Annotated in this window: 18 protein-coding genes; 9 read left to right on the forward strand and 9 right to left on the reverse strand. The window is 67.6% G+C overall.

Annotated features, from left to right (window positions below):
• The first annotated feature begins 82 nt into the window (after positions 1-82).
• Entirely contained in the window at positions 83-1486 is a 1404-nt protein-coding gene (locus HNP46_RS15495; RefSeq protein WP_184590416.1) for an adenosylmethionine--8-amino-7-oxononanoate transaminase, read from the forward strand.
• Positions 1487-1572: 86 nt separating this feature from the next.
• On the forward strand, positions 1573-2292 hold the full coding sequence (locus HNP46_RS15500; RefSeq protein WP_184590418.1) for a 16S rRNA (uracil(1498)-N(3))-methyltransferase: 720 nt from the start codon (positions 1573-1575) through the stop codon (positions 2290-2292).
• Between the two features lie 344 nt (positions 2293-2636).
• On the opposite strand, the gene HNP46_RS15505 is transcribed toward HNP46_RS15500, so the two are convergent.
• The 9 genes from HNP46_RS15505 to pilG all read right to left on the reverse strand — a co-directional run bounded on the left by HNP46_RS15505 (position 2637) and on the right by pilG (position 17818).
• Positions 2637-3248 carry a LysE family translocator gene (locus HNP46_RS15505; protein WP_184590420.1) on the reverse strand — a complete coding sequence of 204 codons (612 nt, stop codon included), beginning with the start codon at positions 3246-3248 and terminating at the stop codon, positions 2637-2639.
• Between the two features lie 61 nt (positions 3249-3309).
• The gene (locus HNP46_RS15510) at positions 3310-3810 is read right to left on the reverse strand and encodes a chemotaxis protein CheW (protein WP_184590422.1); all 501 of its coding nucleotides are present in this window, start codon (positions 3808-3810) and stop codon (positions 3310-3312) included.
• A gap of 11 nt (positions 3811-3821) precedes the next feature.
• Positions 3822-4856, reverse strand: coding sequence for a chemotaxis protein CheB (locus tag HNP46_RS15515; RefSeq protein WP_184590423.1), 1035 nt, complete (start codon positions 4854-4856; stop codon positions 3822-3824).
• Complete coding sequence (locus HNP46_RS15520; RefSeq protein WP_184590425.1) at positions 4849-13326, reverse strand: Hpt domain-containing protein; 8478 nt, start codon at positions 13324-13326, stop codon at positions 4849-4851. The genes HNP46_RS15515 and HNP46_RS15520 overlap by 8 nt, the downstream gene beginning before the upstream one ends.
• A 24-nt stretch (positions 13327-13350) precedes the next feature.
• A complete protein-coding gene (locus HNP46_RS15525) occupies positions 13351-14214 on the reverse strand; it encodes a protein-glutamate O-methyltransferase (protein WP_184590427.1) in 864 nt (287 codons plus the stop codon).
• 62 nt (positions 14215-14276) lie between these two features.
• On the reverse strand, positions 14277-16325 hold the full coding sequence (locus HNP46_RS15530; RefSeq protein WP_184590429.1) for a methyl-accepting chemotaxis protein: 2049 nt from the start codon (positions 16323-16325) through the stop codon (positions 14277-14279).
• Positions 16326-16408: 83 nt separating this feature from the next.
• Positions 16409-16945, reverse strand: a complete 537-nt coding sequence (locus HNP46_RS15535; protein WP_184590431.1) for a chemotaxis protein CheW — start codon at positions 16943-16945, stop codon at positions 16409-16411.
• Positions 16946-16998: 53 nt separating this feature from the next.
• Complete coding sequence (gene pilH, locus HNP46_RS15540; RefSeq protein WP_184590433.1) at positions 16999-17364, reverse strand: twitching motility response regulator PilH; 366 nt, start codon at positions 17362-17364, stop codon at positions 16999-17001.
• 46 nt (positions 17365-17410) lie between these two features.
• The gene (gene pilG, locus HNP46_RS15545) at positions 17411-17818 is read right to left on the reverse strand and encodes a twitching motility response regulator PilG (RefSeq protein WP_015475142.1); all 408 of its coding nucleotides are present in this window, start codon (positions 17816-17818) and stop codon (positions 17411-17413) included.
• A gap of 280 nt (positions 17819-18098) precedes the next feature.
• Between pilG and gshB the strand changes: the two genes are divergently transcribed.
• The 7 genes from gshB to HNP46_RS15580 all read left to right on the forward strand — a co-directional run bounded on the left by gshB (position 18099) and on the right by HNP46_RS15580 (position 24038).
• Positions 18099-19061: a glutathione synthase gene (gene gshB, locus HNP46_RS15550; protein WP_184590435.1), complete on the forward strand. Its 963-nt coding sequence runs from the start codon at positions 18099-18101 to the stop codon at positions 19059-19061.
• Positions 19062-19115: 54 nt separating this feature from the next.
• Positions 19116-20009: an energy transducer TonB gene (locus HNP46_RS15555; protein WP_184590437.1), complete on the forward strand. Its 894-nt coding sequence runs from the start codon at positions 19116-19118 to the stop codon at positions 20007-20009.
• Positions 20010-20083: 74 nt separating this feature from the next.
• Positions 20084-20653, forward strand: coding sequence for a YqgE/AlgH family protein (locus HNP46_RS15560; protein WP_184590439.1), 570 nt, complete (start codon positions 20084-20086; stop codon positions 20651-20653).
• Positions 20653-21090 carry a Holliday junction resolvase RuvX gene (gene ruvX, locus HNP46_RS15565; RefSeq protein WP_184590441.1) on the forward strand — a complete coding sequence of 146 codons (438 nt, stop codon included), beginning with the start codon at positions 20653-20655 and terminating at the stop codon, positions 21088-21090. Before HNP46_RS15560 ends, ruvX begins: the two co-directional genes overlap by 1 nt.
• 117 nt (positions 21091-21207) lie before the next feature.
• Positions 21208-21720 (forward strand): bifunctional pyr operon transcriptional regulator/uracil phosphoribosyltransferase PyrR, encoded by a 513-nt coding sequence (gene pyrR, locus HNP46_RS15570; protein ID WP_184590443.1) that lies wholly within the window; start codon positions 21208-21210, stop codon positions 21718-21720.
• A gap of 45 nt (positions 21721-21765) precedes the next feature.
• Positions 21766-22770 (forward strand): aspartate carbamoyltransferase catalytic subunit, encoded by a 1005-nt coding sequence (locus tag HNP46_RS15575; protein WP_184590445.1) that lies wholly within the window; start codon positions 21766-21768, stop codon positions 22768-22770.
• Positions 22767-24038 carry a dihydroorotase gene (locus tag HNP46_RS15580; protein WP_184590447.1) on the forward strand — a complete coding sequence of 424 codons (1272 nt, stop codon included), beginning with the start codon at positions 22767-22769 and terminating at the stop codon, positions 24036-24038. Before HNP46_RS15575 ends, HNP46_RS15580 begins: the two co-directional genes overlap by 4 nt.
• Positions 24039-24073 lie beyond the last annotated feature (35 nt).

Below are 24073 nucleotides of genomic sequence, written 5' to 3' on the forward strand. Positions count from 1 at the left end.
GTTCATCTCAGATGCATTGCATAGGCTTGCCCGACCCGGGCAAGTCGCCCCCAAGACGAGCCGCCAGATAAAGGAGCAGCCCATGGGCCTGAATGCCGAGTGGATGCAGCGCGATCTCCAGGTGCTGTGGCACCCCTGCACCCAGATGAAAGACCACGAGCGCCTGCCGGTGATCCCGATCCGCCGCGGCGAGGGCATCTGGCTGGAGGACTTCGAAGGCAAGCGCTACCTCGATGCCGTCAGCTCCTGGTGGGTCAACGTCTTCGGCCACGCCAACCCGCGCATCAACCAGCGCATCAAGGACCAGGTGGACCAGCTGGAGCACGTGATCCTCGCCGGCTTCAGCCATCAGCCGGTGATCGAGCTGTCCGAACGCCTGCTGCGCCTGGCGCCCGCCGGATTCTCGCGGGTGTTCTACGCCGACAGCGGCTCGGCCGGCATCGAAGTGGCGCTGAAGATGAGCTACCACTACTGGCAGAACCTCGGCCAGCCGGAGAAGAAGCGCTTCATCACCCTGACCAACAGCTACCACGGCGAAACCGTGGCAGCGATGTCGGTGGGCGACGTCGCGCTGTTCACCGAGACCTACAAGTCGCTGCTGATGGACACCATCAAGGTGCCGACCCCCGACTGCTACCTGCGCCCCGAGGGCGTGAGCTGGGAAGAGCACTCGCGGACGATGTTCGCCGCCATGGAGCAGGCCCTGGAGCAGCACCACAAGGAAGTCGCCGCGGTGATCGTCGAACCACTGGTACAGGGCGCCGGCGGCATGCGCATGTACCACCCGATCTACCTCAGGCTGCTGCGCGAAGCCTGCGACCGCTACGGCGTGCACCTGATCCACGACGAGATCGCCGTCGGCTTCGGCCGCACCGGGACAATGTTCGCCTGCGAGCAGGCCGACATCACCCCGGACTTCCTGGTGCTGTCCAAGGCCCTCACCGGCGGCTACCTGGCAATGTCCGCGGTGCTCACCACCGACAAGGTCTACCAGGCGTTCTACGACGACTACGCCACCCTGCGTGCCTTCCTCCACTCGCACACCTACACCGGCAACCCGCTGGCCTGCGCCGCCGCCCTGGCGACCCTGGACATCTTCGAGCAGGACAACGTCATCGAGGCCAACAAGGCCCTGGCGGCGAAGATGGCCAGCGCCACCGCGCACCTGGCCGACCATCCGCACGTCTCGGAAATCCGCCAGACCGGCATGATCCTCGCCATCGAGATGGTCCAGGACAAGGCGACGAAAACCGCCTACCCCTGGCAGGAACGCCGCGGCCTCAAGGTCTTCCAGCACGGCCTGGAGCGCGGCGCGCTGCTGCGCCCGCTGGGCAGCGTGGTGTACTTCCTGCCGCCGTACATCATCACCCCCGAGCAGATCGACTTCCTCGCCGAAGTGGCCAGCGAAGGCATCGACATCGCCACCCGCGACAGCGTCAGCGTGGCGGTCAGCGAGCGCTTCCCCGAGCACCGCGATCCGGGCTGACAGCGGCGGCAGGCTTCAGGCGACAGGCTGCAGGCGATACACTACCCGGCCTGTAGCCTGCCGCCTGTAGCCTGAAGCCCAAGAAAATGCGCCTCTCCCGCTTCTTCATCGACGCCCCGCTCTCCCTCGGCCAGCACGAGCTGCCCGAAGCCCAGGCCCACTACATCGGCCGCGTGCTGCGCCATGGCGCCGGCGACGCCGTGCAGTTGTTCGACGGCTCGGGCCGCGAATACCTCGGCGAGCTGATCGAGGTGGGCAAGAAGAACGTCCGCGTGGAACTGCGCGAAGCCTTCGACGGCCAGGCCGAATCGCCGCTGCGCGTGCACCTGGGCCAGGGCCTGTCCCGCGGCGAGCGCATGGACTGGGCGATCCAGAAAGCCACCGAACTGGGCGCCAGCGAGATCACCCCGATCGTCAGCGAGCGCTGCGAAGTGCGCCTGAAGGACGAACGCGCCGACAAGCGCATGGCCCACTGGCGTCAGGTAGCGATCAGCGCCTGCGAGCAGTGCGGGCGCTCGGTGCTGCCGTTGCTCAACCCACCGGTCACCCTCGCCGACTGGCTGGAAAGCTGCGAGGCCCAGCTCAAGCTGGTGCTGCACCCGGTGGCCGAGCCGCTGACCAGCCACGACAAGCCGCAGAGCCTGGCCTTCCTGATCGGCCCGGAAGGCGGCTTGAGCGAAGCGGAAGTGGAGCAGGCCAAGAACGCCGGCTTCCACGCCGCCCGACTGGGGCCACGCGTGCTGCGCACCGAGACCGCTCCGGTAGTGGCGCTGAGCGTGGCGCAGCAGCTCTGGGGCGATTTCTAACGGAGTCGTAGGGCGCATAACCTGGAACAGGTTATCCGCCAGATACTCCGTGGCGGATAACGCTGGCGCGTTATGCGCCCTACGCTCAGGTCCAGTTCGGTGCGCGGGGTTGGAAGCCCCTAGCCTTTCCCGAGGGAGAGCGGACCGTTCGCAGCAACTGGAAACCAGAGTGTCAGCTGGCACGGTCAGCTCCCTCTCCCCGAGGGAGAGGGCTGGGGTGAGGGAAAACCGGCAGCGCCGATGCCCGGCAGGTTCGCGAGCAAGCTCGCTCCTACAGCAGCCGGAAAGCACGGAGCGCTCTTTGTAGGAGCGAGCTTGCTCGCGAACCGCCCGGACGCCGCCGCTCAGATCCCGCGCAGCGCCAACCCCGCCAGCACCAGCAGGACCACGCCGCACAGCACATGGCTGACCCGGTGCCAACGTGGCGAAGCGTTGCGCCGCAGCCAGTCCACCAGCGCCGCGCAGAGGAAGCAGCAGAGCACCGAAGCGGTCATGAAGCCGGCGAAGAACACCAGGGAATCCGCCAACGTCGGGACACCGTTGACCAGCCCTGCCATGGCGCCGCCCAGGGCGCCCCAGTAGACGATGTTCTTCGGGTTCGACAGCGACAGCATGGCCCCGGAGGCGAAGGCCCCGGCGTGGTGATCGCCGGGCTCGCCCTCCTCCACCACGCCGACCGCACGGGCATCGCGCAGGCTCTGCACGCCCAGCCAGGCCAGGTAGGCGGCACTGGCCAGGGTCAGCGGCAGGCGCAGGGTTTCATGACCGAACAACAGCGCCAGCCCGGTGAGGCCGATCAATGCCCACACCGCGTCACCGATCAGTGAGCCGAACTGCACCAGCAGCGCCGGGCGGAAGCCGCCCTTGAGGCCACGGCGCAGTGTTTCGGCGAGCACCGCACCGGGAGACAGGCAGAAGACGATGCCGAACAGCAGGGCGGCGAAGAACAGGGTCATGGGAATCTCAACAGCCAGGGCGAAGGCGCCGGCCTGCCAGGCCCGGCGCCGGTACAGCGAATCAGATCAGGCCGGAATCGGCGAGCTTCTGCTCCAGCGCGGCCAGGTCGGGGATGCGTGCCTGGGCGTCGCCCAGGTCCACGGCGTCCAGTTCCAGCGGCGCCAGCGGCACGTCGGCGCGCTTGAGGTCGCTGCCGACCTTCACCGAACGCGGGATGCCCTGCACCAGCAGCGCGAAGAATTTCACATTGGGCCGCCCGCCCAGGGCGTTGACCACGATAACCCGCGCACCGGGGCTGACTTCGGCCTGGCCGTCGGAGGCCGCTTCGAACGACAGCAGCGGCAGGCGCAGGTCGCGCCAGGCCACCTGGCCCAGGTACCAGGACGGCAGGCCGTCCACCGGGTGCGGGGCGCGGTAGGTGATCAGCTCGGCCACCGCCACGTTGGGCAGCAGCAGGTTGCGGTCGGCCAGCGGCACCAGCAGCGCGGTCAGGCTGCTGGGAGCGGCGTTGGCCGCCGTGGTGGAAGCAACGCCGGCATTGGCGACGGGGAGATCACTCATGGGGCGTTATCTCACTGCGTGACTGCGCCGACGCATTGCTCGGCAAGGTGGTTGACCAGCGCCGCCGCGAGCTCGCGCGGGTCGCCGGAGAGGGTGCTGTAGCCGCCTTCGCGCAGGCTGTCGGGCATGCTCGAGCAGGCGCAGCTGTCGGCGCGCTGGGTCCAGATCGGCGCGCCCTGGCGGCGCACGTAGGCCGCGGCGGCGCTGCCGTCGCTGCACATGCCGCTGAAGACGATCACGCCACAACGCTCGCCATACTGCTGGGCGAGGTTGAGCATCATCTGGTCGATGGACGGGCTGTAGGGCTCGGGCCAGCCACGATCCTGCACGTGCATCCGCGCCGAATCGTCGAAGCCCAGCTCGCGGCTGATCGGCACTACCACCACTTCGCCGCAGCGCACCGGGTCGCCATCGCGCACGCTGTTGACGTGCCACTGGCTGTGACGGCCGACGGCCTGCGGCAGGTTGGCTTCGAAGGATGCATCGATGTGCTGGGCATACAGGAAGCCCACCGGCAGGCCGCCGGGCAGCGCATCGAGGAAGGTCTTCACCGCCGCCGGGCCACCCAGGGAGGCGGCCAGCAGCCAGACCTGCGCGGCCGGCTCGCCGGCCTTGAGCGGTGAAGCGGCGAGATCGTCAGGCAACGCCACGCGGGTCGGGCGCTGCGCTTCGTCGAGCAGCGCGGCGAGGCTGCGGCCGACGCCGGCGCTGGGGTCGCCCACCAGCTTGCGCAGCTTGGACACCAGCCGCCGTTCCCAGCGCGGGTAGTGTTCGGAGTGACGCTCCGGGGCATGGCCTTCGCCGAACAGCACGGGCACCCGCGACTGTTCCAGCAGGTTGTCCACCAGCGGCGAGTCTTCCTGCTGGGCCAGGTCCACCAGCCACAGGTCGGTGTCGCAGGCGTCCAGCTGCTCGCTTTCCAGGCGCGCCGGGTCGGCGTTGAGCACCACCTGGTAGCCATGGCCGGCCAGGGCCTGGGCCAGCACATGGCGCTGCAGCGAGGTGTCGGCGATTACCGCGATACGCGGCGTGCTCTGCTCAGACATGGGATTTCACCAGCTGCTGGATGCTCTCCAGCAGCTCGGATTCCTGGTACGGCTTGCCCAGGTACTGGTTGACGCCGATGGCCAGGGCGCGGTCGCGGTGCTTCTCGCCGGTACGGGAGGTAATCATGATGATCGGCAGGTCCTTCAGCTGTTCGTCGTGGCGCACCAGGGTGGCCACCTCGAAACCGTCCATGCGCGGCATCTCGATGTCCAGCAGCATGATATCGGGCTTGTGCTCCTGCAGCTGGGCGATGGCGTCCACCCCGTCCTTGGCGGTGAGCACGTTCATGCCGTTGCGCTCCAGCAGGCGGCTGGTGACCTTGCGCACGGTGACCGAGTCGTCCACCACCATGACCAGGGTCGGCCGCTGGTGCTCGAGCTCCGCCACGCTCGGGCCGGCCAGCTGGCGGCGCGGGGCGTGCTGGACGAGCTGGGCGTGGAGCACGCGGATGGTCGCCAGCAGGTCGAGAATCACCACCACGCGGCCGTCACCCAGGATGGTCGCGCCGGAGATGCCGCTGACGCCGGCGAACTGCGCACCGAGGCTCTTCACCACGATCTCGCGCGAGCCGGCCAGGGCATCCACCTGCACCGCCACGGCGTGGTCCGCCGAGCGCACCAGGATCACCGGCAACGGCAGCGACTGGCCGACCAGCTTGGGATGCTGGCCGTTGTTGAGCAGATCGCCGAGGTATTTCAGTTCATAGCTCTGGCCGGCGTACTCGAAGCGCGGCGCGGCGCCGGATTCGTCGGCGGCGGCCTGCTCGTAGAGCGCTTCCAGCTCGTAGGGCGAAACCCGCACGATGCCCTCGATGGTGTTCAGCGGCAGGGCGTACAGGTCCTCGCCGGAAAGCACCATCAGCGCGCGGTTCACCGACACGGTGAACGGCAGGCGGATATCGAAGCGGGTGCCTTCGCCGACGGCAGAGTGAATGCTCATGGAACCGCCGAGCTGTTTCACCTCGGAGTTCACCACGTCCATGCCCACGCCACGGCCGGAAATCTGCGTGACCTTCTCGGCGGTACTGAAGCCGGCCTCGAGGATGAACTGCAGCACCTCGTGGTCGTTCAGCTCGCTGTCCTCGGCCATCAGGCCGCGCTCGATGGCCTTGCGCCGCACCGCTTCCAGGCGGATGCCGGCACCGTCGTCGGCCAGGGTCAGGAGGATGTCGCCACCCTCGCGGCCCAGGGTCAGGCGGATGGTGCCCTGCTCCGGCTTGCCGGCGCTGCGGCGCGCGTCACCGGACTCGATGCCATGGTCGACGGCGTTGCGCAGCATGTGTTCCAGCGGCGCGACGATGCGTTCGAGCACGGTGCGGTCCATCTCGCCTTCGGCGTTGCTGACCACGAATTCCACCTGCTTGCCCAGCTCGCTCGCCACCTGGCGGACGATGCGGCGCAGACGCGGCACCAGGCGGTCGAAGGGCACCATGCGGGTGCGCATCAGGCCTTCCTGCAGCTCGGTGTTGACCCGTGCCTGTTGCAGCAGCAGGGTCTCGGCGTCGCGGTTCTTGGCGGCCAGGGTTTCCTTGAGGTCGAACAGGTCGGACGCAGACTCGAACAGTGCACGGGAGAGCTGCTGCAGCTGCGAGTAGCGGTCCATTTCCAGCGGGTCGAACTCTTCGTAGCCGGCGCGTTCGGCGTCGGCCTGGTGGCGCGAGAGAATCTGCGCCTGGGTCTCGGTATCGAGGCGGCGCAGCTGGTCGCGAACCCGCTCGATGGTGGCGTCCATCTCGCCCAGGGTCGAACCGACGTCGCTCACCTGCTGCTCGACGCGACCGCGGAAGATCGAGGTCTCACCGGCGAGGTTGACCAGGCCTTCGAGCAGTTGCGCGGGCACCTTCACCAGTTCCTGCGGCGCGCGGCGCGCAGCGGCTTCCTGGGCGGCTTCCTGGGCGCGGCGGACAAACGGCAGCACCACCGGCGCATCGACGCGCTGCGGCGTGGCGGCGGCCATGATGGCTTCGGGCAGCGCCGGCAGACTCGGCGGGGCCGGCTCTTCGACCGGCAGCGGCTCCGGCTCGCTGTCCAACTCGGCAACCTCGACTTCGCCCAGGTGCAGGCGCAGCTGGTCGACCTCGGCCTGCAGGCCTTCGAAGCCGGACTGCACGTCCAGCAACAGGCTTTCCGGCCAGGGCGCGCCCTGCTGCTGGGCTTCGCCCAGGTGCTGTTCGAGGTCGTGGGCGAGATCGCCCAGGCTCGACTGGCCAGCCAGGCGCGCACCGCCCTTGAGGGTGTGGAGGATGCGCAGCAGTTCGTCCAGCGCGCCGTTCTCGCGTTCGGCGTCCCAGCGGCCCAGGGCCTGTTCCATGCCTTCGAGCAGGTCGTCGGCCTCTTCCAGGAAGATATCCAGGATGTCGGCTTCCGGGCCTTCCGCCGCGGACTGGCTGGAGCTGATCGCCTGCAGGCTGACGCTGCTGGGGATGCTCAGTTGTTCTTCGGGGTTGGCGCGAAATCGGCGGATCGCGTCGATCAGCGATTCACCTCCCGGCACCCGACGATGCTGCTGGACGGCTTCGAGCATCTCGGCGAGCCGGTCGTGGCAACGCTGGAGCAGCTGGAAGAGCGTCGGACTGGCGCGCAGGCGCCCACCGCAGAGGCCTTCGTAGAGGAATTCCAGTTCGTGGGCGAGGTCGCCGATGGGGCGGATCTCGGCCATCCGCGCGCCGCCCTTGAGGGTGTGCAGGTCCCGCTGCAGTGCCTCCAGGGCGACGCTGTTGTCGGGGTTTTCCATCCAGCGATGCAGGGCGGCGGAGGAGCTTTCGAGGATGTCGAAGCCCTCTTCGAGGAAGATTTCCACCAGTTCCTGGTCGCGGTCGGCGTCCAGCTCGTACTCGCTGTCCTGCACGCCCGTGGCGTCAGCAGCGGCAGCGGCCGGCTCGATGGCCTCGGCTTCGCTGGACTGCTGCTCGGCGACCTCGGCTTCGGCCTGTTCGAGGAAGGCCTGCAGTTCGAGGTCTTCTGTCGGTGCCTGCGGCTCCGGCTCGGCCGCCACCGGGGTGGCGGCATCTTCTGCATCGAGGCTGTCGAGGTCGATGCTTCCGACGTCTGCGCTGTCGAGGTCGATGCGCTCGAGGTCGATGGCCTCGAGATCGGCAACACCGCTCTCTTCGGCGGCGTCTGCCTCCGGCGCGGCCTCGGCGGGCAGCTCCAGTTCGATGAGTACTTCGCTGACCTGCAACTGCTCGACGGCCTCCTCTTCAGCAACCGCCTCCTGCTCCGGCTGTGCGGCCAGGGCCTGCGGCGCGGCGAGGCCGGCAGCCGGGTTCTGGCGGAAGGTGCGGATGGTCTGCACCAGGTCGGCCGGATCGGTCAGCGGCTGGCCGGCCTGCAGCTGGTCGAGCTGGGTGGCCAGGCGGTCATGGCAGGTGCGCAACAGCTCGCCCAGCGGCTGGCTGTGCTGGAAGCGGTGGTCCAGCAGGCCTTCATAGAGCGATTCGAGTTCGTGGGAAAGGTCGCCGATCTCGCGGATTTCCGCCATGCGCGCGCCACCCTTGAGGGTGTGCAGGTCGCGCTGCAGGGTCGAGAGCGCAGCCAGTCCCGCCGGCGAGGCCAGCCACTGCTCCAGCGCTTGGCCGGCGTTGTCCAGGATGTCCACCGCCTCTTCGAGGAAGATCGCCACCATTTCCTCGTCCAGTGCCCGCGGCGCTTGCGGCGCGGGATGGGCGTGCGGGGTCTCGGCGGTGATGACGTCATCGTCGTCATCGTCGGCGGCGCCGCGCGGGGCACCATCGTTGTCATTGCGCGGCGACCAGCTCAGGCCGTCGGGCAGGTTGTCGTCGTCCACCGGGCGGCTGTCGAGGAGGAACTCGTCGTCCTCGGCCGGGAAATCTTCGGCGGTCAGGTTTTCCAGGTCGACGAATTCGACGTCCAGCGCATCCGGCGCCTCTTCCGCGGCCAGTTCGGGGGCCGGTGCGTCGAGCAGGCGATGCAGTGCTTCAACCTGTTCCGGACGGGCACTCACCTGCAGCGCGGCCGCCACCTGGTCCATCATGCCGATCAGCGCCTCGTGGGCGGTCTCGGCGGCGCTGAAGAAGGCTTCGCCGGTCTCCAGGCGACCCTGGCGCACGGCGCCATAGACCGCCAGCAGGGCATCGGCGAGTTCCGCCATCTGCGGCAGCTCGGCCATCTGTGCGCCGCGGCTGAGGGTTTCCAGCTCGTCATGCAGGGCGCCCAGCTCCTGGCGCTCCTGCGGGTGTTCGCGCCAGCGGCGCAGCAGGTCCTCGGCGTCGAGCAGGATGTCCATGCCCTCGGCGAGGAACATGCCGATCAGGTGCGGGTCGTTGCCACTGCCTTCGCCGCTTTCGCCGCGACGCTTGGCCTCGGCAGCCTCCAGGCGCTCCTGGTGGATCTGCGCGATGCGCGCCAGCAGCTCCGGGCTGCCCTCGATGGGCGCCAGCGGACGGCCCTGCACCAGTTGGTCGAGGCCGACGCGGAACAGGCCTTCGGCAGCATGCAGCAGCTCGGCCTCGCGCAGGTCGACCTGCAGCAGGTTGGTCTTGAATTCCTTCACCAGCCGCTCCAGCGGCGTGGCGATTTCGGCGATCGGCAGGATGCCGGCCATGTGCGCGCTGCCCTTGAGCGTATGCAGGGCACGCTGCAGGTCATCGGTCACCGGCTGCGGCAGCTGCTGCGCGCAGTCGGCGAGGAAGCCGACCAGGGTTTCCAGGTGAGCTTCGGCCTCGTTGCGGAAGATCTCCAGCAACTGCGGATCGAGGCTGTCGTCGAGGCCTTCATCGGCCGCTTGCGCGGCAATCGCCTGGACATCGGCCAGTTCCGGGGTGATGTCCTGGTCCTGCGCCGCGAGCTCGGCTTCCGGCAACCCGCCACCGGGCGGCGGCACCGGCTGGCCCTTGGCCAGGGCATGGGCGGTGGCGGCCAGACGGTCGACGTCGTCGCGCTGGCGCTGGGCGCTGGCGGCGTATTCCTCGACCAGCTCGGGCATCAGCGCGACCACGTCCTGCACCACCTGCAGCACGGCCGGCGAGGCGGCGATGCTGCGGTCGAGCACGCGATTGAGCAGGTTCTCGATGGACCAGGCCAGCTCGCCGATGACCAGCGCGCGGACCATCCGGCCACTGCCCTTGAGGGTATGGAAGGCGCGGCGGATCTCGGTCAGCGAGTCACGGTCATCGGTGTTGGCCAGCCAGGTCGGCAGGTGCTCGCCGATAGCTTCCAGCACTTCGCCGGCTTCCTCGATGAAGACCTCGCGAAGTTCTTCGTCGATCGGCTCTTCGTCGGCGGGCGGCGGCAGCAGGCTGGGCGGTACGTCCTGGGCCGGCGGGTTGATCGCCTGCACCGGGGCGGCCATGACTTCGGCCAGGGACAACGGCTTGGCCGCTGCCTCGGCAACCGGCTCGGGCTCGGCCGGCGGGCTGGGCAGCTCGACTTCCGGCAGGTCCAGCGCGGCGATGTTCGCGTCGCTCCAGGCTTCTGCCGGCAGGGCGGGAGCCTCGGCCAGCGGCTCCAGCGGGGCATCGAGACTGAGGTCGACGCCAGCGTCCAGCGCGCTCGGCTCGCTCAGCTCGCCCAGGGTCCAGTTGTCGTCGCTGACCAGTTCGGCTTCCGCCACGGGCAGCTCATCGCTCACCGGCTGGGCGTCGAGGCTGAGGTCGTCCAGCGACTCCAGGGTGGTGAGCGGTGCGGGTTCGAGGCTGGCGAAGTGTTCGTCCAGCTCCAGCGAAGGCGCAGGGGAGTCGGCGGCCGGCTGGCTCAGGTCGATGCTGAACCAGTCTTCCTCGGCGGGCTGGTCGCCGGCCGGGGTGAGCGCTTCCATGTCCCAGGCCAGTTCGTCCACCGGGGCCGGAGCGGCCTCCAGGGTGGCTGGAGCGGTGAAATCGTCGAGTGCCTGCGGGGCGGCCGGCGCTTCGCTCAGCGGGCTGGCGAGGTCCAGGTTTTCCCAGGGCTGCCCGGCAACCGCGGCGGTGCCGGCCTCGGTGGGCTCGTCGAGGGCGGGCGCCTCGGCCAGCGGAGCGGCGTCGTCCAGGCTCCAGGTCAGCTCATCGACCGGCGCCGGGGCGGCTGCGTCGCCCAGGGAGTCGAGGCTGAACTCGATGCTCTCGGCCTTGTGGCTGTCGTCCAGCGACCAGCCTTCGTCGGCCAGGGTGGTGTCGGTGATCGGCGCGGCCGGCTCCAGCTCGATGTCCCAGCTGAGGCTTTCCGGCTCCAGGGTCGCGGCGGGCGCGGCCAGATCGGCCAGTTCGGCTGCGAGCGGAGCGGCAGCCAGCGGCTCGATATCGTCGAGAGTCCAGGCGCCCAGGTCGGCGCTTGGCTCGGTGGCAGGCAGGCCGCTGTCCAGCTCCAGGGGTTCGAAGCTGAAGTTCTGCTCGGCCTCGGCGCTGGGCTGCACTTCTGCCTCGGCGTTGGCGTCGAGGTCGCTCGGCAGTTCGAAGGACTCCTGCGGCGCGGTCGGCTCGACCAGCGGCTCCAGGGTTTCGAAGGTGAAGCTGTCTTCGCTGTCGGCGGCCTTGGGTGTATCGAGGTCGGCGAGGTCGAGGATGAATTCGTCGGATTGAGGCGCAGCGGGTTCGGCCAGCCCGGCGTCCAGCGCTTCGCTTTCAGCCGCTTCGGACTGGGCAAGCTCGGCCTGGAGTTCCTCAATGGCAGCAGGTTCGAGGCTGTCAGCGATTTCCACCGGCGCAGCCAGTTCGGGCACGTCTTCCACCGGCACCGCGGCGGTCGGCTCGGCCAGCGGCTCGGCGGCCAGCACGTCGATCTCGTCCAGCGGGTTGTCCAGCGGGGCCGGCACATGGGCTTGCGGCTCGGCATCGAGGATCGACGGACGCGGCTTGAGCGAGTAGCCCAGGCTGTCCAGGCTTTCCTCGGCGACGTCGAGGATCACGTCGCCTTGGGTGCTGTGGTCCTCGGACAGGCGTTCGAGGTAGTACTCGACGCTGGTGATGGCGTCGGCCAGGGTGTCCAGGCTGTGCCAGTCCGGCACAGCCTGGCGCACCAGCAGTTGTTCCTGGATGTAGCGATTGCAGTTTTCCAGCAGTTTCGCTGCACGTTCCTGGGAGATCATCGCCAGGCCGCCGCGAACCTGGGTCAGCAGCTCCGGCACGCGGGCCAGGTGCTCGTGGTTCCACTGCGAGGCGATGAACTCGATGATCGCGTCCTTGGCCAGTTCCAGGCCGTTGCGCGCTTCCTTGATCACCACCTGGTGGATCTGCTCGACGTCGGTGGTCGGCAGGACGTTCTCTTCGCTGCCCGGCTCTTCGCTCGGGCCGACCATGCCGGCGAGGGTGGCTTCGACATACAGCAGCGCCCCGGCGACATCCATCAGGGTGGCGTCGTTGGGCTCGCGCTGGCCGTGGGCGAGCGCGCTGACCACATCGATCTGGTCGAGGATGACCTTGCGCGGCTGGCCGAAGCCCAGCACGGCGAGGGTGTCGGCGATCTGCTTGAGCGGTGCCAGCAGGCTGCCCAGTTCGCTGACGCCGCTGCGGTCGCTGCGCACGAACAGGTCGAGGCTGTCCTTGACCCGCACCAGTTCCTCGCACAGCGCGCCGACGACCGAGCGCATGGCGTCGCGATCGGGGCCGGCAAGACGGGCGCGCTCCTCGTCCACCAGGGCGGCGCCCGGCAGGGCGTCGTCCAGGCGGTACTCGTCCTTCACCGCACGCACGCGCGGCGACTGGTCGGAGGCCTTGGCCACGTAGAACAGCAGGTTCTTGATCAGTTCGTCCGGCGCCGGCTGGTTCATGGCGTCGGCGCCTTCGTCGACCAGGCGCTTGAACTCGCGGTCGACCTGGCGCAGCAGGTTACGCACCGAGGTGCCGTTGGCGATGCTGCCGTTGGCCAGGCCTTCGATCATCGCCGAGGCGATCACCCACAGACGGCCCAGCGGGGCGTCCTTGCACAGCGACTCCAGGCGGGCGAAGACACGCGCCAGGTAGCCCAGGTTGGTCGGCAGGTCCTGGTTGCGGATGACCCCGACCAGGGCGACCTGCAGCATCTGCCGCAACTTGCGCAGCAGCGCCGGCAGTTCGGCGGTGCGCAGCCGCGCCAGGGCGTCCACCGGCAGCACCGGGGAGGTCTGGGAGAGGTCGGGGGAGAACAGGCTGGTTTCCGACAGCAGCTTCTCGCCGCGGGCGGTACGCAGGTCATTGAGCAGCGGCAACACCACCAGCGGCAGGTCGCGGCGGGCGCTCTGGATGCGCTCCAGGTAGGCCGGCAGCTGCAGGATGGCCTGCATCAGCACTTCCAGCGCTTCGCTCTGGCTGGAGACCTTGCCGTCGATCAGCGCCTGGGCCAGGTACTCCATTTCCTCGGCGAGCAGGGCCGCGCCGTAGAACTCCACCATCTGCAGGGTGCCGCGCACCTGGTGGACGTAGGCCAGGCAAAAGCCCATCCGCGTCGGGTCCTGGGGATTCTCGACGTAGGATTCGAGGGCCTGCCGCGCCTGCTTGAGCGTTTCGGCAATCTCGCCTTTTACCCATTCCAGGGCGACATAATCGTGCCGATCACCCATAGCCACTCCACTCATGTGTCTGTGTCATCCCTTCCGGGTAAAAGCCAGAACGCGCTCATCGGCGACCGGTTCGAGGAGCGGGTGCTGCCAGTCGGCCACCTCGCCCACGCCGATCACCAGCAGTCCCCCCGGCGCCAGGCGTTCGGCCAGGCGGTTGAGGATGTCCCGCCGCCGCCAGCGGCGGAAATAGATCAGCAGGTTCTGGCAAAAAATCACGTCCATGCCGGACATTGGCGCCTTGGCCAGTTCCAGCACATTCAGCCGGGTGCAACAGACGCGCCCGGCGAGATCGGGTATCACTGCGTATCGACCGTCATCCTGCGCGCTGAAGTAGCGCGTGACCAGTTCCGGGGCGATGTCTTCCAGCTTGCGTGCCGCGTAGCTCGCCTCGCGCGCCCGGTTCAGGGCATTGAGGCTGATGTCGGTGCCGGTCACGCCGAACAACGGCGGCAGACCTGCGTCTTCCAGTACCCTGGCGGTCACCATGGCGAGGGAGTAGGGCTCCTCGCCGCTGGAACAGCCGACGCTCCACAAGGCCAGCGGCCGGTTCGGGCCGACCTCCTCCAGGCGCTGGCGCAGGTAGCGCTCCAGCGCGTCGAAGGACGCCTTGTGGCGAAAGAAACGGGTTTCCTGAACGGTGAGGCGGTCCAGCAGGTTCGACCATTCCACGGCGCCGCGCGGGCCATCGGTGACCTGGCGGTAATAGGTGCCGTAGTCGGCGATGCCCAGTTCGCGCATCCGCGCGCCCAGGCTGGTCTGCAGGAAGGCACGGCGTTGCTCGTTGACCACGACGCCGGTGCGGTCTTCCAACAGTGCCTGCCAGTCGCGGAAGTCCGCGGCCGACATGTCGGCCAACGGCTGCAACGACCAGACGCCACTTGCCTGCATGTCGCGCCCCTCGCTCAAGATTGTCGTGCGCTACCCGGCTAAGAGCAGCGCACCTCCTCTGCTCAGGCCTGTTCGGCGGTGTCCGGCAGTTTGAAGCCGGATACGGAATGGCGCATCTCGCCGGCCATCTTGGCCAGGTTGCCAATGCTGCGCGCGGTGGCGGTGGTACCGGCGGAGGTCTGCGAGGTGATCTCCTGGATCACGTTCATGGTGTTGGAAATGTGGCCGGCGGAGGAGGCCTGCTGACGGGCGGCGTTGGAGATGTTCTGGATCAACGCAGCCAGGGTCTTGGATACCTTCTCGATCTCTTCCAGGGACACACCGGCGTCCTGCGCCAGGCGCGCACCGCGCACCACCTCGGAGGTGGTCTGTTCCATCGAGATCACCGCTTCGTTGGTGTCGGTCTGAATGGTCTTCACCAGCGCCTCGATCTGCTTGGTCGCCGCCGAGGAACGTTCCGCCAGGCGCTGTACTTCGTCCGCTACCACGGCGAAGCCACGGCCCGCATCACCGGCCATGGACGCCTGGATCGCGGCGTTCAGGGCGAGGATGTTGGTCTGGTCGGCAATGTCGTTGATCAGGCTTACGATGTCACCGATCTCCTGGGACGATTCACCCAGGCGCTTGATCCGCTTGGAGGTGTCCTGGATCTGCTCACGGATGTTGTCCATGCCGGTGATGGTGTTGTGCACCACTTCGTTGCCCTTGTTGGCGATGGCTACGGAACGTTCCGCTACCGCCGAGGACTCGGAGGCGTTCGCCGATACCTGGTCAATGGACACGGCCATTTCGTTGATCGCCGCGGAGGCGCCGGCGATTTCCTGGGCCTGGTGCTCGGAAGCCTCGGCCAGGTGCATGGCGGTGGCCTGGGTTTCCTGGGCGGCGGCGGCCACCTGCACGGCGGTCAGGTTGATGGTTTCCACCAGCTCGCGGAGCTGGTCGATGGAGTAGTTGATGGAGTCGGCGATGGCACCGGTGAAGTCCTCGGTTACCGTCGCGGCCACCGTCAGGTCACCGTCGGCGAGGTCGGCGATCTCGTCGAGCAGTCGCAGAATCGCCGCCTGGTTGCGTTCGTTCTTCTCGGCGGTCTCGGCCAGTCGGCGGTTGGTTTCACGCACCATCACCAGACCGATGAGGATGATCGCGCCCAGCACGATGATACCCAGGGCGACGCTGGCGACCTGGTTGAACACCCGGCCCTCGGCCAGGTTCTCGAAGCCGGCGGCGAGGCTGGAAGCCTTGTCCAGCAGGACCTGCGAACCGCCGAAGATGGTGTTGGCGGCTTCCCGGACCTGGAACAGTTCCGGCGAGGTCTCGAGGATCTCGTCCACCGAGCCGGAGACGAATTCGAAGAGCTCGGCGATCTCGTTGAGGCGATCCACCGCTTCGGCGTTGGTCACCTTGGAGATGCTCATCGCCGCGTTGCCGTCCTTCATGCCCTTGAGCACGCGGCCGAACAGGCTGGCGTCACGGCCGAAGCTGTCGGCGGCCTGCACGGAGTTCTCGTCACCGGCGAGCACCTTGTTCACCGAGCCGAGGATACGTTCGGCCAGCAGCGACTGGCGCTGGGCTACCGCGACCTGGTCGGCCGGGGCGCCGTTCTCCAGCAGGATGTCGACGACCTCTTCGTACTCCACCTGCAGCTGCGGGATGGTCTCGGCGAGGGTCGCGGCCACCTGGTGCAGGGACAGGACGGTCTGTTCGCTGGCGAGGATGGAGTCGGCGTTCTTGCGAAGGGTGTCCCAGTCCTTCTGCACGTCCGCCATCTGCGGCTGTACCGAATCGGGGCTGGGCGGCAGGCCGGTGCTTTCGTCACCCTTGGTCAGGATGTTCCAGCGTTTCTCGAAGTCGTTGCGCGCCTCTTTCAGCAGCTTGAACGCCTCCGCCTTGCCCGCCGCGGCTTCCGTGGCGTTCTTGGCGATACGCTGGGACAGCACGCGCAGTTCGCCGGCATGGCCGATGTACTGTTTGTCGTGGTCCGCCTGCTTGTTCAGGTATGCGAAGTTGGCGAACAGCAGAACGATCGCCACCACCAGGACTGCGAAGAGTCCGAGGATCAGCGAGCTGCTACGCGCACCCGAGAAAAGACTGCCTGCCTTTATATTTTTCATATTCGGCCCCCGCCTGGACCCACCACGATTACGAATTCCATGTCACAACAAGGGCCGGCAATGCCGGCCCAACCGGTCAAACTCTAGCTGGCGACGTCCAGGAGCCCGGGGTGCTGAGCCAGCGCATGCGGGCTGAACACGAGCCAGGGTTGCTCCCGGTGGAAGACGCCATGGATAAAGGGTTGCAGGACCGCTTCCAGCGGCGGCAGCTGCTCGGAGAAGGTGTCCACCGGAAAGTGCTGCATGCCGAATACCTCATCGACGATGAGGCCGGCGAAGACTTCCTGGTGTTCCACGACGAGCACGCGCCGCTGTTTGCGCAGGGGCGAAAGCTCCGCGCCGAGGAAGCCGCACAGGTCCATGATCGGCAACAGGCGGCCGCGCACGTTGGCTACCCCCTTCACCCAGTCACGGACGCCGGGCAGCAGTGTGTAGCGCGGCTCGTGAAGAACCTCGCCGACCTCCCCCATGGGTGCCACGAACAGGCGCCCAGCCATGCGAAAGCCGATGCCGTTCCAGCTCTGCACCACCTCGCGCTGGGCGGGCAGACCCGCGGCCAGCTGGCGACAGCGCTGATCGATCTGGACGAGAACCTCGAAAGGACTCTGGACTTCCGCCATGCCGGCCCTGGCCTTCTCTAATAATTATGTGCAGTACGTGTGGTCGGGCTGGATCAGCCGGCCAGCACCGATTGGATGGTCTTGAGCAGCGTCTCTTCGTCCACCGGCTTGGTCAGGTAGTCGCGAGCGCCCTGGCGCTTGCCCCAGACCTTGTCGGTCTCCTGGTCCTTGGTGGTGACGATGATCACCGGAATCGCGCTGGTTTCCGGGTCCTTGGACAGCTGGCGGGTGGCCTGGAAGCCGTTCAGGCCGGGCATGACGATGTCCATCAGGACGACGTCGGGCTTCTCCTGGCGAGCCAGGGCCACGCCATCGGCGCCGTTTTCGGCCTTGAGTACCTGGTGCGAGTGCTTTTCCAGCATCGCGGTCAGCTTGTACATCTCGGTCGGCGAGTCATCAACAATCAGAATTCGAGCCATTGTGGTCCCCATACGGAATAGGCGTCACCGGCGCTTGCGCCGGACTTCAGGAAGCGTGCTCCACCGGGGTGAAGTCGGGCACATGGGTCTTGATCGCGCCGAGCAGTTCTTCCTTGCTGAAAGGCTTGGTGAGGTACTGATCGGAACCGACGATGCGACCCTTGGCCTTGTCGAACAGACCGTCCTTGGAGGACAGCATGATCACCGGCGTGGATTTGAAGGCACTGTTGTTCTTGATCAGGGCGCAGGTCTGATAGCCATCCAGGCGCGGCATCATGATGTCGACGAAGATGATGCTCGGATGGGTATCGGCGATCTTGGCCAGCGCATCGAAGCCGTCGATGGCCGTGATGACATCGCAGCCGACTTTCTTCAGCAGGGTTTCAGCCGTGCGACGAATCGTCTTGGAATCGTCGATCACCATTACTTTCAAACCGTCGGAATGCTGTTCCATGTTCGCCCTTACCATCTCGGTGAGTCGTTTTTCCGCTTTTTATTTCAGTGCGCAAGCGCCCTGCCACCGTCGGGCTGCGACCCAATCGTGGGAACCTTTTACCACAATCGTCAGAATCTTTACCACGCCCAGCAAAATCAGGCCATAAGACCCCGAACGCGCAGGCTTTTTCCTTGACCGAGCGCACATCCAGCGCCACCCTGAGCGTCCATTTTCAGCCTTTGCGGCGCGGCTTCTCGTCGCAGCCCCAAGCCCAGAGATTCCCCCAGGAGGACATCCCATGAGCGTACGCCTCGGGATCGTGATGGACCCCATCGCGCAGATCAGCTTCAAGAAGGACAGCTCGCTGGCGATGCTGCTGGCAGCCCAGGCCCGTGGCTGGCAACTGTTCTATATGGAACAGCAGGATCTTTACCAGAAGGAGAACGTCGCCCGCGGCCGCATGCGTCCGCTCAAGGTGTTCTACGATCCGGCCCACTGGTTCGAGCTGGAGGACGAAGTCGACCAGCCGCTGTCGGAGCTGGACGTGATCCTGATGCGCAAGGACCCGCCCTTCGACAACGAGTTCGTCTACTCCACCTACCTGCTGGAGCAGGCCGAAGCCGCCGGTACCCTCGTGGTCAACAAGCCGCAGAGCCTGCGTGACTGCAACGAGAAATACTTCGCCACGCTGTTCCCGCAATGCGCGCCGCCGACGGTGGTGAGCCGCCGGTCCGACATTCTGCGCGAGTTTGCATCACAGCATCGTGACATCATTCTCAAACCCCTGGATGGCATGGGCGGATCGATGATCTTCCGCCACCGTGAAGGCGACCCGAACCTCTCGGTGATCCTCGAAACCCTGACCCGCCACGGCCAGGAACAGGTCATGGCGCAGCGCTACCTGCCGGCCATCAAGGACGGCGACAAGCGCATCCTGATGATCGACGGCGAGCCGGTGGAATACTGCCTGGCGCGCATCCCGGCGCAGGGCGAGACCCGCGGCAACCTCGCCGCCGGCGGCCGTGGCGTGGCCCAGCCGCTGACCGAGCGCGACCGCTGGATCGCCGCCCAGGTCGGCCCGGAGCTGCGCAAGCGCGGCCTGCTGTTCGTCGGCCTCGACGTGATCGGCGAGAACCTCACCGAGATCAACGTGACCAGCCCGACCTGCATCCGCGAGATCGATGCGGCCTACGACACCCGCATCGGTGAGAGGCTGATGGCAGTCATCGATGAAAAGCTCAAGGCGCGCAGTGCGTCATAGACTTTTATAAGCCTCGTCGGCAGACTCTCGCCCACTTTGGCCCAGTGACCCGCAATGAACGCTGCAACCCACCAAGACTTCCCCGTGTCCTCCGGCGTCCGCCCGGCGGACCGTCTGGGTTTCACCCTGTTCGTTGCGGCCATCCTGCACGTGGCCTTCCTGCTGGGCGTGGGCTTCACCATGCCCAGCCCCAGCCAGCTGAGCAAGACGCTGGAAATCACCCTGGCCAGCTTCAAGAGCGACAAGGCGCCGGAAAAAGCCGACTACCTCGCGCAGATGAACCAGCAGGGCAGCGGCACCCTGGAACACAAGGCGATCCCCAAGACCACCGAGCAGGCGCCGTTCCAGGACACCGAGGTGAAGAAGGTCGCCCCGCCGGCCACCCCGCGCCAGGCCAAGAGCCCGGAAGCGCCCAAGGCCGCCGTCGCCACCCGCACTCCGCGCCCGGACAAGGTGCAGACCAAGCAGCAGACGCCCAAGGCCGAGACCGTCGCCAAGCCGGCGCCGCAGTTCGACTCGGCCCAGCTCTCGGCGGAAATCTCCAGCCTGGAAGCCGACCTCGCCCGCGACCAGCAGGCCTACGCCAAGCGCCCGCGCATCCACCGCCTGAGCGCCGCTTCGACCATGCGCGACAAGGGCGCCTGGTATAAAGAGGAGTGGCGCAAGAAGATCGAGCGCATCGGCAACCTCAACTACCCCGACGAGGCCCGTCGCCAGCGCATCTACGGCAACCTGCGGCTGCTGGTGTCGATCAACCGCGACGGCTCGCTGTATGAAGTGCAGGTCCTCGAATCCTCCGGCCAGCCCCTGCTCGACCAGGCCGCCCAGCGCATCGTGCGCCTGGCCGCGCCCTTCGCGCCGTTCTCCGGCGATCTGAACGACATCGACCGCCTGGAAATCATCCGCACCTGGCGCTTCGAGCGCGGCGACCGCCTGTCCAGCAAGTAAGCCGGCGCGCCTGTGGCGTCAGGTGACACTTTCAAGTCTTGTCCCTTTGCGCCCCAGGCCTGACACTAGCCGGCATGAAAAGCACAGCCGCCAGCTACCTCAAGCACCATTTCCTGATCGCCATGCCGCACATGGCGGACTCCAACTTTGCCCAGACGGTGACCTACCTCGTGGAACACAACGAGCAGGGCGCCATGGGCCTGATCATCAACCGCCCCAGCGGCCTGAGCCTGGCCGACGTGCTCGAACAGCTGCGCCCGGACGAACTGCCGCCGGTACGCTGCCAGGGCATGACCATCTATAACGGCGGCCCGGTGCAGACCGACCGCGGCTTCGTCCTGCACCCCGCCGGGCGCAGTTACCAGGCCACCCTGGAGCTGGGCGAGCTGTCGCTGTCCACCTCCCAGGACGTGCTGTTCGCCATCGCCGAGGGCAGCGGCCCGGCCCAGCACCTGATCACCCTCGGCTACGCCGGCTGGGAAGCCGGCCAGCTGGAAGCCGAGCTGGCCGACAACGCCTGGCTGACCTGCCCCGCCGACCCGGCGGTGCTCTTCGAGGTGCCGGCCGAGCAGCGCCTGTCGGCCGCCGCCGAGCGCCTGGGGGTCAACCTCAGCCTGCTCACCGCCCAGGCCGGGCACGCCTGATGAGCAGCAGCAAACCCCTGCGCCTGCTCCTGGGATTCGACTACGGCACCAAGCAGATCGGCGTCGCCGTCGGCCAGGCCATCACCGGCCAGGCCCGCGAACTCTGCGTGCTCAAGGCGCAGAACGGCGTGCCGGACTGGAACCGCGTCGAAGCCCTGATCAAGGAATGGCAGCCCGACGCCATCGTCGTCGGCCTGCCGCTGAACATGGACGGCACCCCCAGCGAGATGAGCGAACGCGCCGAGAAATTCGCCCGCCGCCTCAATGGCCGCTACAACCTGCCGGTGCACACCCACGACGAACGCCTGACCACTTACGCCGCCAAGGGCGAGCGCCTGGCCCAGGGCCAGCGCGATGGTTACCGCGAGCGCCCGGTGGACGCCCTGGCCGCCGCCCTGCTGCTGGAGGGCTGGCTGGCCGAGCACGCCCCCGCTTGACCTGAGGCAGAGCCCTGCCGGGCAAAGCCGCTAAGCTTGCCGGACCACTCCCACGCGGACGGTCCGCCCCGATGGCCGCCCGCGCCGGGTGGCTTCGCCAACCGAACCGGAGACGTCATGACCCTGCCCAGCCCCGCCGAACTCATCCCCCGCATGGCCACCGACCTGCGCAGCTACCTGGCGCAGCGCGGGATCGACGCGCCACGCTTCGTCGGCATCCACACCGGCGGCATCTGGGTCGCCCAGGAACTGCTCAAGGCACTGGGCAGCGACGAGATCCTCGGCATCCTCGACGTCTCCTTCTACCGCGACGATTTCAGCCGCAGCGGCCTGCACCCGCAGGTCCGTCCGTCGGAACTGCCGTTCGAGATCGACGGCCAGCATTTGGTCCTGGTGGACGACGTGCTGATGAGCGGACGCACTATACGCGCGGCGCTCAACGAGCTGTTCGACTACGGCCGCCCGGCCAGCGTGACCCTGGTCAGCCTGGTCGACCTGAACAAGCGCGAGCTGCCCATTCGCCCGGATATCGTCGGCGAAACCCTGTCCCTGGCACCCAACGAGCGGGTAAAATTGCGCGGTCCCGCACCACTCGTCCTCGAGCGCACGCTTCTCAGCACCGCGCTGTGACCCCGCGCGCCCGGACCTCCACTCCCAACTTTCAGGGCCTGCCACATGCCGACCGACGCCAAGCGCCCGCTGCAGCTCAACGACCTGGGCCAGCTGCGCCACTTCCTCTCGCTCGACGGGTTGTCCCGCGAACTGCTGACTGAAATCCTCGATACCGCCGACTCCTTCCTCGAAGTCGGCGCCCGCGCGGTGAAGAAAGTCCCGCTGCTGCGCGGCAAGACCGTGTGCAACGTGTTCTTCGAGAACTCCACACGCACCCGCACCACCTTCGAACTGGCCGCCCAGCGCCTGTCCGCCGACGTCATCTCGCTGAACGTGTCGACCTCCTCGACCAGCAAGGGCGAGACGCTCACCGACACCCTGCGCAACCTCGAGGCCATGGCCGCCGACATGTTCGTCGTGCGCCACAGCGACTCCGGCGCGGCGCACTTCATCGCCGAGCACGTCAGCCCCAACGTCGCCGTGATCAACGGCGGCGACGGCCGCCACGGCCACCCGACCCAGGGCATGCTCGACATGCTCACCATCCGCCGTCACAAGGGCAGCTTCGAGAATCTCTCGGTGGCCATCGTCGGCGACATCCTGCACTCGCGGGTCGCGCGCTCGGACATGCTGGCGCTGAAGACCCTGGGTTGCCCGGACATCCGCGTCATCGCCCCGCGCACCCTGCTGCCGGTGGGCCTGGAAGAGCAGTACGGGGTGAAGGTGTTCACCGACGCCAACGAAGGCCTGAAGGACGTCGACGTGGTGATCATGCTGCGCCTGCAGCGCGAGCGCATGGCCGGCGGCCTGCTGCCCAGCGAAGGCGAGTTCTTCAAGCTCTACGGCCTGACCCAGAAGCGCCTGCAGCTGGCCAGGCCCGACGCCATCGTCATGCACCCCGGCCCGATCAACCGCGGCGTGGAGATCGAGTCCGCGGTGGCCGACGGCGAACAGTCGGTGATCCTCAACCAGGTCACCTATGGCATCGCCATCCGCATGGCCGTGCTGTCCATGGCCATGAGCGGCCAGAACGCCCAACGCCAGCTGGAACAGGAGGACGCGCAATGACCGTCAGTATTCGTGGCGCCCACCTGATCGACCCGGCCAGCGGCCTGGACCAGGTCTGCGACCTGCACATCGAGGCCGGCCGCATCATCGCCATCGGCGAGGCCCCCGAAGGCTTCCACGCCGCCCAGGAAATCGACGCCGCCGGCCTGATCGCCGCGCCCGGCCTGGTGGACCTGAGCGTCGCCCTGCGCGAACCGGGCTACAGCCGCAAGGGCAGCATCGAGAGCGAAACCCGCGCCGCCGCTGCCGGCGGCGTCACCAGCCTGTGCTTCCCGCCGCAGACCAAGCCGGTGCTGGACACCTCCGCCGTCGCCGAGCTGATCCTCGACCGCGCCCGCGAGGCCGGCAACGCCAAGGTCTTTCCCATCGGCGCACTGACCAGGGGCCTGGGCGGCGAGCAGCTGTCCGAACTGGTCGCCCTGCGCGATGCCGGCTGCGTGGCCTTCACCAACGGCCTGGCGCCGATGGCGAGCAACCGCGTGCTGCTGCGCTCGCTGGAATACGCGGCGACCTTCGACCTGACCGTGATCTTCACCTCCCAGGACCAGGACCTCGCCGAGGGCGGCATCGCCCACGAAGGCCCGACCGCCAGCTTCCGCGGCCTCGCCGGCATCCCGGAAACCGCCGAGACCGTGGCCCTGGCGCGCAACCTGCTGCTGGTCGAGCAATCCGGCGTGCGCGCGCACTTCAGCCAGCTGACCAGCGCCCGCGGCGTCGAGATGATCGCCCAGGCCCAGGCCCGTGGCCTGCCGGTCACCGCCGATGTAGCGCTGTACCAGCTGATCCTCACCGACGAAGCGCTGGCGGACTTCTCCAGCCTCTACCACGTGCAGCCGCCGCTGCGCTCGCACAAGGACCGCGAGGCCCTGCGCGAAGCGGTGAAGAGCGGCGTGGTCCAGGCCATCGCCAGCCACCACCAGCCCCATGAGCAGGACGCCAAGAACGCCCCGTTCGCCGCCACCGACCCGGGTATCAGCAGCGTCGAGTTGCTGCTGCCGCTGGCCATGACCCTGGTACAGGACGGTCTGCTCGACCTGCCGACCCTGCTGGCACGCCTCTCCAGCGGCCCGGCCGCCGCCCTGCGCCTGCCGGCCGGCAAGCTGGCGGTGGGCGCCGCCGCCGACGTGGTGCTGTTCGAAGCCGACGGCCAGACCCTGGCCGGCGAGACCTGGCTCTCCCGCGGCCAGAACTGCCCGTTCCTCGGCCACTGCCTGCCGGGCGTGGTGCGCTGCACCCTGGTGGACGGGCATATCGTTCACGCGGTGTAACGCTCAACCGCCCCATGAAAAAGCCCGCCGATTGG

Origin of the sequence: Pseudomonas nitroreducens (genome assembly GCF_014204515.1) — a bacterium.
Taxonomy (GTDB): Bacteria; Pseudomonadota; Gammaproteobacteria; order Pseudomonadales; family Pseudomonadaceae; genus Pseudomonas; species Pseudomonas nitritireducens_A.